The organism is Pseudomonas fluorescens (assembly GCF_019212185.1).
Taxonomy (GTDB): domain Bacteria; phylum Pseudomonadota; class Gammaproteobacteria; order Pseudomonadales; family Pseudomonadaceae; genus Aquipseudomonas.
This window is the reverse complement of sequence record NZ_CP078138.1, coordinates 6,254,324-6,270,683: the sequence shown is the minus strand read 5'-3', so window position 1 is coordinate 6,270,683 and position 16,360 is coordinate 6,254,324. Positions and strand designations below refer to the sequence as shown.

Genomic DNA, 16,360 nt, shown 5'->3' with positions numbered 1-16,360 from the left:
TGGGCTTGGGCTGGAAACCACTGCAGGAGCGAGCTTGCTCGCTCCTGCAAAAAGCAGCATTACTCGGTGGTGGTATTACGCGCCAGAATCGCGTTGGCCAATTCCATATCGCTGGCCTGCAGACCCGGGTGCTCGGCGCGCACCTGGTGCATGGCCGACTCCAGGAACGGCCCGCGAATGGCGCCGTCGCTGGCGACGAAGCTGCTGGCGTCGTCCTGGGCCGCCGCGATCATTTTGTGATCCTTGGAGGTCAGGTAGGTGGAAGCCGTGGTCGCACCGGAGGAAATCACGTTTCTCCAGAAAGTATCGGCCATGGCAGACCCGGCGCTCAGCGAGAGCAGGGCAAGGGTAGCGGCGGCCAGTTTGACGCGCATTTAGGGTGACTCCATCGGGTTGGGAAGAACTGGCCGTTTGGATTGGCAAAGGGCGATTTTGTTCCGCGCCGGCTAATCCAGATGCTCGACGACGATCACCACACCATCCAAACCCACTACCCGTACTTTGGCGCCCTCGGGAGTGTCCGGCCCCCTGGCCATCCACACGCCATCAGCCACCTTGATCTTGCCGCGCCCGTCGACTATCGCCTGATGCACCACGAACACCTTGCCCAGCAGTTCCTGGCCGCGCAGGTTGAGGTTCGGCTCGTCGCTGGTCCGCACTGCACTGCGCTGGCGATACCACCAGTACAGGGCGGTGAAGATCGACAGCAAGCCGAACAGCAGGAACTGCCACTCCCATGACAGGCCGGGAATGACGAAAGTCAGCACGCCGACGGCGGCGGCCGCCAAGCCGATCCACAGCAGGTAGCCGCCGGCACCGAACACTTCGAGAATCAACAGCACAGTGCCCAGTGCCAGCCAGTCCCAGAATGAAAGCTGTTGCAGGAATGCCCACATAAATCGCGCCTCAGGCCTTCTTGCTGTCGAACGTGGCCTTGACGATCTCGCCGATACCGCCGACCGCGCCGATCACCTGGCTGGCTTCCAGCGGCATCAGGATGACTTTGCTGTTGTTGGCCGAAGACAGTTTGCCGAGGGCGTCGATGTATTTTTGCGCGACGAAGTAATTCACTGCCTGGACGTTGCCGTTGGCGATCGCCTCAGACACCACCTGGGTGGCCTTGGCTTCTGCTTCGGCCTGGCGTTCACGGGCTTCGGATTCGAGAAATGCTGCCTGGCGACTGCCTTCGGCTTCGAGGATCTGTGCCTGCTTCTTGCCCTCGGCGGTGAGAATCGCCGAGGCGCGCAGGCCTTCGGCTTCCAGGATCTGCGCGCGCTTGATCCGCTCGGCTTTCATCTGCCCGGACATGGCCGCCATCAGGTCGGCGGGCGGGCTGATGTCCTTGATTTCGATCCGGGTGATCTTGATGCCCCAGGGCGCGGTCGCTTCATCCACGGTGCGCAGTAGTTTTTCGTTGATACCGTCGCGCTGGCTGAGCATGGCATCCAGTTCCATCGACCCCAGTACAGTGCGGATATTGGTCTGCAGCAGGTTGCGAATGGCGTGTTCGAGGTTGTTCACCTCATAAGCCGCTTGTGCGGTGTTGACCACCTGGAAGAAGCACACGGCATCGATCTGCACCGTGGCGTTGTCGGCGGTGATGACTTCCTGCGGTGGAATATCCAGCACGCTTTCCATCACGTTGATCTTGCGACCGATGCGGTCCATCACCGGAATGATGATGTTCAGGCCTGGCTTGAGGGTGTTGGTGTATCGGCCAAATCGCTCGACGGTCCATTGATAGCCCTGGGGAACCACCTTGAACCCCATGAACAAAATGGCCACCACCAAGCCAACGAAAAGCAGAAGTACGCTACCGGTTTGCATGAAATATCCCTGTTCAGTCAATGAAGGTGCAGGCCTGAGTGTAGCGGTGGGTGCTTGTCCGCGACACGCTTTACTTCCGTTCAGGATGTGGCGTCACCCGCAGGACTTCGTCGATGCTGGTCAGGCCTTTGGCGACTTTTTCCGCGCCGGCCTCGCGCAGGCTGCACATGCCGTCCTTGAGCGCCTGGTAACGGATGGTCTGGATATCGACAGCCGGGTTGAGCATGGCTTTGAGGCGCTCGCTCAGTTGCATGATTTCGTAGACACCTGCACGGCCGCGGTAACCCGTGTTGCGGCACTCCAGACAACCCGTGGCGCGATGTGCGTTGGTGGGCGGAGCCAGCGGTCTTGGGTGAGTCAGGCTGCGCCAGTCACTGTCGGACAATGCCAGTGGCACCTTGCAGTGTGGGCACAGGGTGCGCACCAGACGCTGGGCCATGACCCCGAGCAGGGTCGCCTTGATCAGATAGTGCGGGATGCCCAATTCCAGTAAACGGCTGATGGCACTGGGCGCATCGTTGGTATGCAGGGTCGACAGCACCAGGTGCCCGGTAAGCGCTGCCTGAATGGCCATCTCGGCGGTTTCGAGGTCACGGATTTCACCGATCATGATGATGTCCGGGTCCTGGCGCATCAGCGCGCGCACTCCGCTGGCAAAGCCCAGCTCGATACTGTGCTGGACCTGCATTTGCGTGAATGCCGGTTCGATCATCTCGATCGGGTCTTCGATGGTGCACAGATTGACCTGGGTCGTCGCGAGTTGTTTCAGGGTGCTGTAGAGGGTAGTGGTCTTGCCCGATCCCGTCGGGCCGGTGACCAGAATGATGCCGTTGGGCTGGCGCGTCATGTCTTCCCAGCGACGTAGATCGTCGGCGGAAAATCCCAGTTGATTGAAGTCCTTGAGCAGTACCTGCGGATCAAAAATGCGCATGACCAGCTTCTCCCCGAACGCGGTGGGCAGGGTCGACAAACGCAGCTCCACTTCGCCGCCTTCCGGAGTCCTGGTCTTGACGCGGCCGTCCTGGGGTTTGCGCTTTTCGGCAACGTTCATCCGCCCCAGGCTTTTCAGGCGACTGACAATCGCCGCGCTGACCTGAGGCGGAAATTGATAGACCACGTGCAACACGCCGTCGATGCGAAATCGTACGGTGCCCTGTTCGCGCCTGGGCTCGATGTGGATATCACTGGCACGCTGCTGGAAGGCGTACTGGAACAGCCAGTCGACGATGTTGACGATGTGCGCGTCATTGGCGTCGGGCTCCTGGTCGCTGGCGCCAAGGTTGAGCAACTGCTCGAAGTTGCCCCCGACGGTCGCTGCATGATCCGCCAGGCTGGCACCGCTGACTGACTTGGCCAAGCGATAGAACTCGACGCTGTAGCGCTGAATGTCGGCCGGATTGGCCAGCACGCGCTTGATCGGCAGTTGCAGCACATGGGCCAGGTCGGCTTCCCAGCCGCGAACGTAAGGCTGTGCGCTGGCGACGGTCACTGCGTGGCGATCGATCGCCACGGCGAGGATTTTGTGGCGCTGGGCGAAGGCATAGGACATCAGCGGAGTGACCCGGGCGACATTGATGTTTAGCGGGTCGATGCGCATGTAGGGCTGGCCGGCCTGTTGCGCCAGCCACAGGGTCAGGCTTTCCAGATCCAGGTGTTGGCCCGGTCGGTGGCGGTCGGCAAGTTGCTGGCTGGCAAGAAACTCCAGTGGGTGTAATTGGCTGTTGGCTGGGTCGCGTCGGGCGCTGAGCGTCTGTTCGGCCGCCTCTTGGCTGAGGAACCCTTGAGCGATCAAGGCGCGCAGCAGTTCGTTGAGATCCAGCCAGCGATCCGGGGTAGCGAGTTGAGAGGACATCCGCACTCCTTGTGGAAACGATGTAGAGCATCGATTGGCAAGGATAGATATCCCCCGACGCAGCCTTGGCGGTACGCCCGGATCAAGCGTTGCGAGGTTTTTCTGCGGTCTTCAGCCGGTCGCCAGTATCGCTACATCCCGGTGAGAGTCAGTGGTTGTGAGTTCCACCGAGCAGACACTGATCAGGTTACGGAGTTTTTCCGCGATCACTTCGGCCCGATGCCAGCTCAAGCCGTCGATCACGATGTCCAGGGCCAACAGGTCGTCCTGACGCTGCACGTTGACCTGCAGCGGCACGAGGAATTGCAGGGCAAACAGGTTCAGCGCCCGGCATAGCAGGTCTGGCTCGGCTTCGGCGAGCAATTGGTAGTGGACTTGGCAATGGGTGTTGGCTGCGTGCCAGACATCGGCGCGGACAGGTGGGTTGCTGACAGCTTCGAGCGGGGGCATGGTCGGTCTCCAGGGCGATGGAGAAATTTTTACATCTGTCGCGGGGTTTTTTTTGCCTAAGATAGGCGAAATTGCAGGTCAGTCGAATTAATTGATTCTCAGATAAACGATAAGGAGGTTTATTTATGCGCAGCGAGCTGGACGCTTACGATCGCCGTATTCTGGCGTTGCTGCAGGAGGACGCTTCACTGTCCAGCGCGCAGATCGCCGATCAGGTCGGGTTATCCCAGTCGCCGTGCTGGCGCCGGATCCAGCGAATGCGTGAGGAGGGGGTGATTCGTGGTCAGGTGACCTTGCTCGACCGCAAGAAAATCGGCCTCAACACGCAGATATTCGCCGAGGTCAAACTGAACGCCCACGGCCGTTCGAACTTCACCGAATTCACCGAGGCGATTCGCGGTTTTCCTGAAGTGCTGGAGTGTTATGTGCTGATGGGCGCGGTGGATTTTCTGCTGCGGATCGTCACGGCGGACATCGAAGCCTACGAGCGCTTCTTCTTCGAGAAACTGTCGATGGTGCCGGGGATCCAGGAAGTGAACTCGATTGTGGCGTTGTCGGAGATCAAGTCGACCACCTGTTTGCCGGTTTGAAGGTTTTGCGGTGATTGGGCGGGCCTCTTCGCTGCGATGCGGCGGCCCGACAAGCCAGCTCCTACAGGGGGGTTGTGTGCACCACACGTCCCTTGTAGGAGCTGGCTTGCCAGCGATGGCGGCATTACATACGCAGCAAGGTCTTCCACGCGCGGTTCTGATACACCGCAATCGCCTGCTGCTTGCGGGCGTCGAGCACTTCGTCGGTGATCGACTCGTTGGCCAGTTGCGCCAGTTTGTTCAGCTCGCCATACAGGCGATCCATTTCCGCCACGTCCAGCACGGCGCGGGCGTGGTGCAGCCAGGCCTGGATACGTTCGATGCGCGGCAACTGCTCGGCGAGGTCTTCCGGCTGCTGCTGGTAGCGTTGCAATTGCAGCGAGGTGGCTTCTTCAGCCAACAGGCGTGGCAACCAGTTCCCCAACTGCGCAGCGCCCTGGCGATTGCCCCGGGTGTTGCGGTCGGCGGTCCAGCTGCGAGCCAGCAACCAGCGTGACGCGTTCAGCGAGAACTGGCCCCAGCGTGGGTCTTCGAGTTCTTCGAGGAATTGCTCGGGTGCCACCTTGCGTACGTCTTCGTCGTCCAGACCGGCCTGGACCAGTGGACGCCAGTCTTCGAGCAGGGCGTCGAGTGCCGCACGCAGGTCGTGGGTCGACTGGCGTGGCGCGGCTTGGCCGAGGCTACCAATCAGTGCGCGCAGTTCGGCCAGGCACTCGACCCAGTCCTGCAGCAGGCGCCAGTGGCCGTTGAAGCGGTACTGCTCGGCCAGACGCTGGCTGCTGCCCAGCAAGTGCCAGCACAGGGCTGCGAATGCATCGTCCAGCGGCATTTCGAAGCTCAGCTCGGGGGCCGGCAGGCTCAGCGAGTAGCTGTTGGCGTCGTACAGGCGATAGCCACGTTCCGCCTTGCTGATGTCGCACGGCATCAGCGCCAGTTTCTCGGCCAGCTCGGCGGCCAGTTCCAGCAAGGCTGCCGGCTCGCCTTCGCGCAGTTCCAGTTCCAGCTCGCAGATTTCTTCTTTCTGCTTGCCGACCACGACGTGGCCCAGGTCCAGTGCGGCCTCGATCACCACCTTGGCCTTGCCGCGGCCCCAGGCGATTTCGGCGCGCTCGCGCACGAAGTCGGTGGTGAAAATGGGCTTAAGGGTTTTTTTGTCCAGCTCAGCCAGCGCTTCAGGCCAGCATTCACCGTCGAGTTTTTTGACGTCGAGCTTGGCCTTGGGCAGGTCCCAGTTGAATTCATTGCGCTCGGACAGGCCGGCGACGCTCTGGCCACGGGTCTTGAGGGTCTGGATCACTTCGTCGCCGTCGCGGCGCAGGCGCAGGGCGACCTTGGCGTGGGCCAGTTCGCGCTCCGGGGTGTCGAAGTACTGGTTCATCAACTCACGGCTTTCCCAGCCGCTTTTGTTGCGTTTTTTCAGCAGGGGATGCTCGCGCAAGGCGGCGAGGGTTTCGCGGCTGACGCGCAGTTTGATTTCGGTTTCTTTGTGCATGGCCGGAAAATCCAGGATCGGGAGTGCAGCCGGAGAAGGTGTGGCTGCCAAGGCCGTGCAGTGTACCGCGCCGCGACGGTTTATTCCTGTCACTGGATGGTTCTATGATGAAGCTCAATCCGCGAGTGGGAGCCAGCGATGCCTTTGCCGTCCATGAAAGACCAGTTCGCTGCATTGATCGCCACGCCGTCGGTCAGTTGTACCCAGGCTCACCTGGATCAGAGCAATCGCCCCGTTATCGACTTGCTGGCGACCTGGCTCGGCGATCTGGGTTTCACCTGCGATATCCAGCAAGTCAGTCCGGGCAAGTTCAATCTGCTCGCCACGCTGGGTTCGGGTCCAGGTGGCCTGGTGCTGGCCGGGCACAGCGATACCGTGCCGTTCGATGGCGCGTTGTGGCAAACCGACCCGCTGAAACTGACTGAAGTCGATGGTCGCTGGATCGGCCTGGGCAGTTGCGACATGAAGGGTTTTTTCGCCCTGGCCATCGAAGCCGTGCTGCCGTTGCTCGGCCAACCGTTCAAACAGCCGCTGATGATCCTCGCCACCTGCGATGAGGAAAGCTCGATGTCCGGTGCCCGCGCCCTCGCGGCCGCCGGCCAGCCACTGGGGCGGGTCGCAGTGATCGGCGAGCCGACAGGGCTCAAGCCGATTCGCCTGCACAAGGGGGTGATGATGGAGCGCATCGACATCCTCGGCCAGAGCGGTCACTCCTCCGACCCGCGCCTGGGGCATAGCGCGCTGGAAGCCATGCACGATGCCATGGGGGAACTGCGTGGCTTGCGCTTGCTCTGGCAGCGCGAATTCCGCAACCCGCAATTCAGCGTGCCGCAACCGACGCTCAACTTTGGCTGTATCCACGGTGGCGACAACCCCAATCGCATCTGCGGGCAATGCTCGCTGGAATTCGATCTGCGGCCATTGCCCGGCATGGACCCCGACGCCTTGCGCACCGCCATTCGGCAGCGACTCGAAGCCGTTGCCGAGCGCCATCAGGTGAAGATCGACTACGCGCCGCTGTTCCCCGAAGTACCGCCGTTCGAGCAACCGGCGGAGTCGGATCTGGTCCAGGTTGCGGAAAGACTGACTGGCCATAGTGCCGAAGCAGTGGCGTTCGGCACCGAAGCGCCTTATCTTCAGCGCCTTGGTTGTGAGACTGTGGTGCTCGGCCCTGGCGACATCGCCTGCGCCCACCAGCCGGGAGAATTCCTGGAAATGTCACGTTTGCAGCCTACGGTGCATCTACTAAGACAACTGATCGAACATTACTGCCTGACCCCGGCGTGAATCCCGGGGCAGTCCAACCGTATTCATAAGGAGAGCGCGCGTGTCGCCAAGCCTGTTCCGACGATAACCACCAGCCCGCTGTGCGTTTTGCCAAGTCCTTTTATCGGCTGCTACTTATTACAGGTACAGGTGTTATGCCCGAATACGTCAACTGGCTTCGTCACGCTTCCCCTTACATCAACGCCCACCGCGATTGCACCTTCGTCGTCATGCTGCCTGGCGACGGCGTCGAACACCCGAATTTCGGCAATATCGTCCACGACCTGGTGCTGCTGCACAGCCTCGGCGTGCGCTTGGTGCTGGTGCACGGCTCGCGTCCGCAAATTGAAACCCGCCTCGCGGCGCGTGGCCTGACCCCGCATTACCACCACGGCATGCGCATCACCGACGCGGCGACCCTGGAATGCGTGATCGATGCCGTTGGCCAATTGCGCATCGCCATTGAGGCACGCCTGTCGATGGACATGGCCTCGTCGCCCATGCAGGGCTCACGCTTGCGTGTGGCCAGCGGCAACCTGGTGACTGCGCGGCCGATTGGCGTGCTCGAGGGCGTGGATTATCACCACACCGGCGAAGTGCGCCGGGTCGACCGCAAGGGCATCAACCGCCTGCTGGATGAGCGCTCCATCGTGCTGCTGTCGCCGCTGGGCTACTCACCGACCGGTGAAATCTTCAACCTTGCTTGTGAAGACGTCGCTACCCGCGCGGCCATTGATTTGGGAGCGGACAAACTGCTGCTGTTCGGTGCCGAAATGGGTCTGATCGGCGAAGACGGGCGGCTGGTGCGCGAGTTGCGCCCACAACAGGTGCCGGCGCACTTGCAGCGCCTGGGGTCAAACTATCAGGGCGAACTGTTGGATGCCGCCGCCGAGGCCTGCCGTGGCGGTGTGGGACGCAGCCACATCGTCAGTTATGCCGAGGACGGTGCGCTGCTCACTGAGCTGTTCACCCGTGACGGTGGTGGCACGCTGGTCGCTCAGGAGCAGTTTGAACTGCTGCGCGAAGCGGCCATTGAAGACGTCGGTGGATTGCTGGATCTGATCAGTCCGCTGGAAGAGCAGGGGATTCTGGTGCGTCGTTCCCGAGAGGTGCTGGAGCGTGAGATCGAGCAGTTCAGCGTGGTCGAGCGCGAAGGGATGATCATTGCCTGTGCGGCGTTGTATCAGATTGCCGATTCGGATGCCGGCGAGCTGGCGTGCCTGGCGGTCAATCCGGAATATCGCCACGGTCGTCGTGGCGATGAACTGCTGGAACGGATCGAAAGCCGTGCCCGTGCCCAAGGGCTGAAAACCCTGTTCGTGCTCACCACCCGCACTGCGCACTGGTTCCGTGAGCGCGGCTTCGTGCCCAGCAGCGTCGAGCGCCTGCCGTCGGCACGGGCTTCGCTGTACAACTACCAGCGCAATTCGAAGATCTTCGAAAAAGCCCTCTGACCCCGCCACCACCGCCCTGGCTTTCAATCAAAGCCAGGGTGACAAAAATATTTCAGTCGATACACAAACTGTAACATTTGCCCCGGATGATGCGCTTCGCCCAACGAGGTCGCGCTTTTTGATCATTTTTGACGACCGTCAATGTCTTTTTCAGACGAATGTTCTAAAAAAACTTTTTGAAGTGCCGTTTAGGAATTAGCGGGTGTAGGCGATATCCTGCGCCCGGTTCGGAGAATGCCGTCGCGCTATATTCCAGAATCATATGAAAAACTATGAAATAATTCTTTTTGGGTTTATCGAAAAGTCATTAACCTGAACACACCGAATCATGCGGTTAGACCATGGTCGTAGACACGCCTTGTTACGATTGACTTGGCGGATGCGCTCAGACGCTAATCGCGCATCTGTGGAACCGGGGCGACAGACTCTGGACCAGAAACACAAAAATTAGAAACGAGAGGAGTGATACATGAACAAGTCCACCTTGGCCCTGGCTGTGGCCGTAGGGGTTGTCGCGCAGCAGGCAGGCGCCGCCGGTTTTATCGAAGACAGCAAGGCCACCCTGGGCCTGCGTAACTTCTATATCAACACTGATAACCGCGACAACAACACCAAAGCTGCCGGTGCGCAGAACAAGCAGGAAGAGTGGGGCCAAGGCTTCGACCTGCGTTTCACCTCGGGCTACACCCAGGGCACCGTAGGCTTCGGTCTTGATGCCATCGGCCTGGTGGGCGTGAAGCTGGATTCCGGCGGCGGCACCAACGGCGCAACCGCTACTTCGTACGGCGGCACCGTGTTCCCGAGCAAGTCCAACGGTGAAGCCGTTGATAACTTCTCCAGCCTGGGCCTGACCGCCAAGGCCAAGATCTCCCAGACCGAACTGAAATTGGGCACCCTGCAGCCAAAACTGCCAGTGATCGTGACCAACGACGGTCGTCTGCTGCCGCAAACCTTCCAGGGCGGCCAGATCACCACTAACGAGATCAAGGACCTGACCTTGGTCGGCGGCCAGATCGAGCACGCCAAGGGCCGTAACTCGAGCAACAACGAAGAGTTGTCGATTGCCGGCGCCAACAGCCCGACTGCTTCGGGTCGCGACAGCAACAAGTTCATCTACGGTGGTGGCGACTACAAGATCACCAAGGACCTGACTGCCCAGTACTACTACGGCAACCTGGATAACTTCTACAAGCAGCACTTCCTGGGCCTGATCCACAGCTGGGCGATCGGCCCGGGCGTGTTGAAGTCCGATCTGCGTTACTTCAACAGCCGCGATGACGGTGCCAACGGCAACGATCCTGCGTACTACACCACCGGTGACTATGGTACTGGCATCACCAAGGGCAAGGTCGACAACAACCTGTACAGCGGCTTGTTCCTGTACACCGTTTCCGGTCACACCTTCGGTGGCGGTTACCAGGTCAGCAACGGCGACAGCGATTTCCCTTGGCTGAACCAGGGTGACGGCTCGTCGGCTTACCTGACCACCGACATGCAGATCGCCAAGTTCGCCCGTGCCGGCGAACGTACCTGGCAGGCTCGTTACTCCTATGACTTCGCCCAGATTGGCGCGCCAGGCCTGACCGCCGGTATCGTCTACCTGCGCGGCGACGACATCGACACCTCGGGTAACGTCGGTACCAGCAAGCCGCAGACCAAGGTCAACGCCACTGGCGCCAGCGAGTGGGAACGAGACCTGACCGTGGCTTACGTCGTGCCTCAGGGCCCGCTGAAAAACCTCGGCCTGACCTGGAAAAACGCCATGTGGCGCAACGACATCCCAGGTCAACGCGACCAGGACGAAAACCGCCTGATCGTCAGCTACTCGATCCCGCTGTTGTAACAGCGCGGTTCGCAGTCGACGAAAAAAAGCCCCGCCCGGCATCACGCCGGGCGGGGCTTTGTCTTGCAGGAAGGCCCGCCCCCGCGGGTGCTTCCTCACTTCCCTCTCTACAGCAACTCAAGGCCTTCTCGAACCTTGGCGCCAGAGTGGCCGCTGCGCGTGCGAGCGTCCAGTGAACAGAAATTTAATATTCTTTACGGTTCTAAATAAATCGATATTTATTCTTTTTAATTAATAAAAAGACGAGGCACAGTAGGTTCATCACGCACTCACAAGGAGCCGCACCATGAGCCTCAAACTCGGCGATATCGCCCCCGATTTCCAACAGGATTCCAGCGCCGGCACCATCCGCTTCCACGAGTGGCTGGGCGATAGCTGGGGCGTGCTGTTTTCCCATCCGGCCGACTTCACGCCGGTGTGCACCACCGAGTTGGGCTTCACCGCCAGACTCAAGGACGAATTTGCCCAGCGTGGCGTCAAGGCCATTGCCCTGTCGGTCGACCCGGTGGATTCACACCACCGCTGGATCGAGGACATCAACGAAACCCAGGACACCCAGGTCAACTTCCCTATCCTCGCCGACGCCGACCGCAAGGTCTCCGACCTCTACGACCTGATTCACCCGAACGCCAACGACACCCTGACCGTGCGCTCGCTGTTCGTCATCGACCCGAACAAGAAGGTTCGGCTGACCATCACCTATCCAGCCAGCACCGGGCGCAACTTCCACGAAATCCTGCGGGTGATCGACTCCCTGCAACTCACCGACAGCCACAAGGTGGCCACGCCGGCCAACTGGCAGGACGGCGATGAGGTGGTGATCGTGCCTTCGCTCAAGGACGAAGCGGAAATTGCCCAGCGCTTCCCCAGAGGCTATCGCGCCGTGAAGCCTTACTTGCGTCTGACTCCACAACCGAATCGCTGATATAGCCGTACCGATTTATCCAAAGCAGGGGTTTTCAGGCCGTTTCGACGGCCTTTTTTTATGGACGATCGAAAGCTGTTTGCATATATCTGCAATGAATAACCAAATGAATAAATATGATTTATGGATATAAAAAACACCTGTTAAGGTTGATTCAACCAACGCGAGATCGCCGCCGCGAATCGCCCATAACGCGCAAGGAATCAAGGCAATGCTGGTCGTCTCACTCGGAGGAAGTCCCAGCCAACGCTCCCGTTCAGGGGTGCTGCTGGAGCGCTGCCAACGCTGGTTGCAACAACAGGGAGTGGAAGTGGTGAGTTACCAGGTACGGGACTTCCCGGCCGAGGACTTGCTGCATGCACGCTTCGACAGCCCGAAGGTGATAGACCTGCTGCAACAGATTGAAAATGCCGATGGCCTGGTGATCGCCACCCCAGTGTACAAGGCGTCGTTTTCCGGGGCGCTGAAAACCCTGCTGGACTTGCTGCCTGAGCGTGCCCTGAGTCACAAGGTGGTGTTGCCAATGGCCACGGGCGGCAGCATCGCCCACATGCTGGCGGTGGACTACGCGCTCAAGCCGGTGTTGTCGGCGCTCAAGGCCCAGGAAATGCTCCAGGGAATTTTTGCCGAGGACAGCCAGATCGCCTACGGCGAAGGCAGTGCCCAGGCGAAGCTGGCGCCGGAACTGGAACAGCGTCTGTACGAAGCGTTGGAACAGTTTGTCGGCGCTCTGGCCCGACGTCCCAAGCCACTGGATCCCCAGTTGTTGAATGAACGTTTGTTGAGTGCTCGCTGGAGCATTTAAGTCTCACCCACTCACTGAAGTACTGGCCTTACTCGCCCGCTAACGGGCAAGCAGGTGCAGCCAAAACCCTACTGCAAAAAGGAGAGCGCCATGCGCCCTGTCATTTTGCGTCGCGGTCTGGTCGCTCTGTTTGTTGCGGCTGTGTCCTTCGGCGCCATTACTCAAGCTCAGGCCGAAACCCTGCGAATCGGCTATCAAAAATACGGCACCCTGGTGCTGCTCAAGGCCAAGGGCACCCTGGAAAAAAGCCTCGCCGCCCAAGGCGTCGACGTGCAATGGACCGAGTTCCCCGGCGGTCCGCAACTGCTTGAAGGCCTGAACGTTGGCTCGATCGACTTCGGCGTGACCGGCGAAACCCCGCCAGTGTTCGCCCAAGCGGCCGGTGCCAATCTGCTCTACGTCGCCTACGAACCACCAGCGCCTCACAGTGAAGCGATCCTGGTGCCGAAGGACTCGGCGATCAAGTCGGTACAGGACCTCAAGGGCAAGAAAGTCGTGCTCAACAAGGGCTCCAACGTGCACTACCTGCTGGTGCGCGCCCTCGAAGACGCCGGCCTCAAATACAGCGACATCCAGACCGTATTCCTGCCACCGGCCGATGCCCGTGCTGCCTTCGAGCGCGGCAGCGTTGACGCCTGGGTGATCTGGGACCCGTACCAGGCCGCCGCCGAACAGCAGTTGCAGGCGCGCACCCTGCGTGACGGCAAGGGCATCGTCGACAACCATCAGTTCTACCTCGCCACCAAACCCTACGCCGAGCAACACCCGGCCGTGATCAAGACCCTGGTGGACCAGGTACGTGCTGTTGGCGAGTGGTCGCAAGCGAACCCTGAAGACGTGACCAAACAGGTCGCACCGCTGCTCGGCCTGCCAGCCGACATCACCTTGACTTCAGTGAAACGCCAAGGCTACGGCGCGCATTTCCTCACCCCGGAAGTGGTCGCGGCGCAGCAGAAAATCGCCGACAGCTTCTACCAGCTCAAGTTGATTCCCAAACCCCTGAGCATCAAAGACGTGATCTGGACGCCCCCGGCGACCGTTGCCAACGCACAGTAATCCGACTTCCCAAGGAGACCACTCCATGAGCCTCAATATTTTCTGGTTCCTGCCTACCCACGGCGACGGCCATTACCTTGGCACCGCTGAAGGCGCGCGCGCCGTTGACCATGGCTACCTGCAACAAGTCGCGCAAGCGGCGGATCGCCTGGGCTTCGGCGGGGTGCTGATTCCCACTGGACGCTCCTGCGAAGATTCGTGGCTGGTTGCCGCCTCGCTGATCCCGGTGACCCAGCGCCTGAAGTTCCTGGTTGCCCTGCGCCCCGGGATCATTTCCCCGACGGTGGCAGCGCGGCAGGCGGCGACCCTGGATCGCTTATCCGGTGGGCGTGCGCTGTTCAACCTGGTGACGGGCGGCGATCCGGAAGAGTTGGCCGGTGATGGTCTGTTTTTGACTCACGAGGAGCGCTACCAGGCCTCGGTGGAATTCACCCGAATCTGGCGCCGTGTGCTGGAAGGCGAGACGGTCGACTACGACGGCCAGCATATCAGCGTGAAGGGCGCGAAACTGCTCTATCCGCCGATCCAGCAGCCGCGTCCGCCGCTGTATTTCGGCGGGTCTTCGGAAGCCGCGCAGGATCTGGCCGCCGAGCAGGTGGAGATGGTCCTGACCTGGGGCGAGCCGCCGGCTGCGGTGGCGGAGAAGATCGCTCAGGTACGCGAAAAAGCCGCGAAGCTGGGACGCACCGTGCGCTTTGGTATTCGTCTGCACGTGATTGTCCGCGAGACCAACGCCGAAGCCTGGCAGGCGGCGGATCGGTTGATCTCGCACCTGGACGACGACACTATTGCCCGCGCCCAGGCCTCCCTGGCGCGCTTCGATTCAGTGGGCCAGCAACGCATGGCCGCGCTGCATGGCGGCAGCCGCGACAACCTGGAAGTCAGCCCCAATCTGTGGGCAGGGGTCGGCCTGGTGCGCGGTGGTGCCGGTACGGCGCTGGTGGGCGATGGTCCGACCGTGGCTGCGCGGGTCAAGGAGTACGCGGAGCTGGGCATCGACACCTTTATCTTCTCCGGTTATCCACACCTGGAAGAGTCGTACCGGGTGGCCGAGCTGCTGTTCCCGCATCTGGACGTGGTGCGCCCGGAGCTTCCGAAAAGCGCCGGCTACGTCAGTCCGTTCGGCGAGATGGTGGCCAACGACATTCTTCCCAAAGCCGCGTCGCAGAGCTGAGGCGCGTTATGAAGAAGCAAACGCTTATCCACAGTCTCGCGCCCTGGGCCTTGCCGTTGCTGTTGCTGGCGGTGTGGCAGTTGTCGGTGTCGGCGGGCTGGTTGTCGACGCGGATTTTGCCGGCGCCGATCGCGGTGATCGAGGCCGGTGTGAACCTGGTGCAGAGCGGCGAAATCTGGAAACACCTGGCCATCAGCGGCTGGCGCGCCGGGCTCGGTTTTGTCATCGGCGGTGGGATTGGCCTGGCGTTGGGGTTTATCACCGGGCTGTCGAAATGGGGCGAACGCCTGCTCGACAGCTCGGTGCAGATGATCCGCAACGTGCCACACCTGGCGTTGATTCCGCTGGTGATCCTGTGGTTCGGCATCGACGAGTCGGCGAAGATTTTCCTGGTGGCCCTGGGCACCTTGTTCCCGATTTACCTCAACACCTACCACGGCATCCGTAACGTCGACCCGGCGCTGGTGGAGATGGCCCGCAGTTATGGCCTGAGTGGTTTCAGCCTGTTCCGTCAGGTGATCCTGCCGGGCGCGCTGCCCTCGATTCTGGTGGGCGTGCGTTTTGCCCTGGGCTTCATGTGGCTGACGCTGATCGTCGCCGAAACCATTTCCGCCAGCTCCGGCATCGGCTACCTGGCGATGAATGCCCGGGAGTTCCTGCAGACCGACGTGGTGGTGCTGGCAATTGTTTTGTACGCGGTGCTCGGCAAGTTGGCCGACCTCGCGGCTCGCGGTCTTGAGCGTGTGTGGTTGCGCTGGCATCCGGCTTATCAAGTGGTCAAGGGAGGTGCGGCATGACGGCTCAACAACCGCCGCGCCTGCTGCGCGGGATTCCGCTGGTAGTGCGCAAACTGCAAAAGACTTTTGGCGCGCGGCAGGTGCTGCGCGAGATCGATCTGCATATTCCGGCCGGGCAGTTTGTCGCCGTGGTCGGTCGCAGCGGCTGCGGCAAGAGCACTTTGCTGCGCTTGCTGGCCGGTCTCGATCAGCCCACCGAAGGCGAGCTGCTGGCCGGCTCTGCGGCGCTCAGCGAAGCGCGGGAAGACACCCGGCTGATGTTCCAGGAAGCGCGTTTGCTGCCGTGGAAAAAGGTCATCGACAACGTCGGCCTCGGCCTCAAGGGCAATTGGCAGCAACAGGCGCTGGATGCCCTCGAAGCTGTGGGCTTGGCGGATCGCGCCCATGAGTGGCCGGCGGCCTTGTCCGGCGGACAGAAGCAGCGCGTGGCATTGGCTCGGGCGTTGATCCACAAACCACGCCTGTTGTTGCTCGACGAGCCTTTGGGGGCGCTGGATGCCCTGACCCGGATCGAGATGCAGCAATTGATCGAACGCCTGTGGCAGCAGCACGGCTTCACCGTATTGCTGGTGACCCACGACGTCAGCGAAGCGGTGGCGATTGCCGACCGCGTACTGCTGATTGAAGAGGGCGAGATTGGCCTGGACCTGCACGTCGAACTGCCGCGCCCTCGGGCTCGCGGCTCTCATCGACTGGCAGCGCTGGAAACTGAAGTGCTCAACCGAGTGTTGGCCGTGCCGGGCGTACCGCCTGACCCGGAACCCGTTTCACCCTTGCCTACGCAACTGCGCTGGGCGCAATAACCTTACTTTCTCAAGACAGGAATCAA

16 protein-coding genes are annotated in these 16,360 nt (G+C 61.0%); 10 read left to right on the top strand and 6 right to left on the bottom strand.

The window, feature by feature from the left end; translation table 11 throughout:
- Positions 1-59 precede the first annotated feature (59 nt).
- The 5 genes from KW062_RS28400 to KW062_RS28380 form a co-directional block, all read right to left on the bottom strand.
- Positions 60-374 (bottom strand): DUF2388 domain-containing protein, encoded by a 315-nt coding sequence (locus KW062_RS28400; RefSeq protein WP_027616910.1) that lies wholly within the window; start codon positions 372-374, stop codon positions 60-62.
- Between the two features lie 72 nt (positions 375-446).
- Positions 447-896, bottom strand: coding sequence for an NfeD family protein (locus KW062_RS28395; RefSeq protein ID WP_027616911.1), 450 nt, complete (start codon positions 894-896; stop codon positions 447-449).
- Positions 897-906: 10 nt separating this feature from the next.
- Entirely contained in the window at positions 907-1,827 is a 921-nt protein-coding gene (locus KW062_RS28390) for an SPFH domain-containing protein (RefSeq protein ID WP_027616912.1), read from the bottom strand.
- Between the two features lie 70 nt (positions 1,828-1,897).
- Positions 1,898-3,679, bottom strand: coding sequence for a GspE/PulE family protein (locus KW062_RS28385; RefSeq protein WP_105753614.1), 1,782 nt, complete (start codon positions 3,677-3,679; stop codon positions 1,898-1,900).
- Between the two features lie 111 nt (positions 3,680-3,790).
- Positions 3,791-4,129 carry a hypothetical protein gene (locus KW062_RS28380; protein ID WP_027616914.1) on the bottom strand — a complete coding sequence of 113 codons (339 nt, stop codon included), beginning with the start codon at positions 4,127-4,129 and terminating at the stop codon, positions 3,791-3,793.
- 125 nt (positions 4,130-4,254) lie between these two features.
- Between KW062_RS28380 and KW062_RS28375 the strand changes: the two genes are divergently transcribed.
- Positions 4,255-4,719: an Lrp/AsnC family transcriptional regulator gene (locus KW062_RS28375; RefSeq protein ID WP_027616915.1), complete on the top strand. Its 465-nt coding sequence runs from the start codon at positions 4,255-4,257 to the stop codon at positions 4,717-4,719.
- Positions 4,720-4,843: 124 nt separating this feature from the next.
- On the opposite strand, the gene KW062_RS28370 is transcribed toward KW062_RS28375, so the two are convergent.
- Positions 4,844-6,211 (bottom strand): CYTH domain-containing protein, encoded by a 1,368-nt coding sequence (locus KW062_RS28370; RefSeq protein ID WP_105753615.1) that lies wholly within the window; start codon positions 6,209-6,211, stop codon positions 4,844-4,846.
- Positions 6,212-6,349: 138 nt separating this feature from the next.
- Here KW062_RS28370 and argE point away from each other — a divergent pair, with 138 nt between their 5' ends.
- From argE to ssuB, 9 genes are all read left to right on the top strand, one after another.
- Entirely contained in the window at positions 6,350-7,498 is a 1,149-nt protein-coding gene (argE, locus tag KW062_RS28365; RefSeq protein WP_027616917.1) for an acetylornithine deacetylase, read from the top strand.
- 134 nt (positions 7,499-7,632) lie between these two features.
- Complete coding sequence (gene argA, locus KW062_RS28360) at positions 7,633-8,931, top strand: amino-acid N-acetyltransferase (protein ID WP_027616918.1); 1,299 nt, start codon at positions 7,633-7,635, stop codon at positions 8,929-8,931.
- A 469-nt stretch (positions 8,932-9,400) separates the two neighbouring features.
- On the top strand, positions 9,401-10,774 hold the full coding sequence (locus KW062_RS28355; RefSeq protein WP_027616919.1) for an OprD family porin: 1,374 nt from the start codon (positions 9,401-9,403) through the stop codon (positions 10,772-10,774).
- Positions 10,775-11,060: 286 nt separating this feature from the next.
- A complete protein-coding gene (locus tag KW062_RS28350; protein ID WP_027616920.1) occupies positions 11,061-11,699 on the top strand; it encodes a peroxiredoxin in 639 nt (212 codons plus the stop codon).
- A gap of 211 nt (positions 11,700-11,910) precedes the next feature.
- Positions 11,911-12,504, top strand: coding sequence for an NADPH-dependent FMN reductase (ssuE, locus tag KW062_RS28345; RefSeq protein WP_027616921.1), 594 nt, complete (start codon positions 11,911-11,913; stop codon positions 12,502-12,504).
- Positions 12,505-12,594: 90 nt separating this feature from the next.
- The gene (locus KW062_RS28340; protein WP_027616922.1) at positions 12,595-13,560 is read left to right on the top strand and encodes a sulfonate ABC transporter substrate-binding protein; all 966 of its coding nucleotides are present in this window, start codon (positions 12,595-12,597) and stop codon (positions 13,558-13,560) included.
- 25 nt (positions 13,561-13,585) lie between these two features.
- Complete coding sequence (ssuD, locus tag KW062_RS28335; protein ID WP_027616923.1) at positions 13,586-14,734, top strand: FMNH2-dependent alkanesulfonate monooxygenase; 1,149 nt, start codon at positions 13,586-13,588, stop codon at positions 14,732-14,734.
- A gap of 8 nt (positions 14,735-14,742) precedes the next feature.
- A complete protein-coding gene (gene ssuC / locus KW062_RS28330; RefSeq protein WP_027616924.1) occupies positions 14,743-15,531 on the top strand; it encodes an aliphatic sulfonate ABC transporter permease SsuC in 789 nt (262 codons plus the stop codon).
- Positions 15,528-16,334, top strand: coding sequence for an aliphatic sulfonates ABC transporter ATP-binding protein (gene ssuB / locus KW062_RS28325; protein WP_027616925.1), 807 nt, complete (start codon positions 15,528-15,530; stop codon positions 16,332-16,334). The genes ssuC and ssuB overlap by 4 nt, the downstream gene beginning before the upstream one ends.
- Positions 16,335-16,360: the final 26 nt, after the last annotated feature.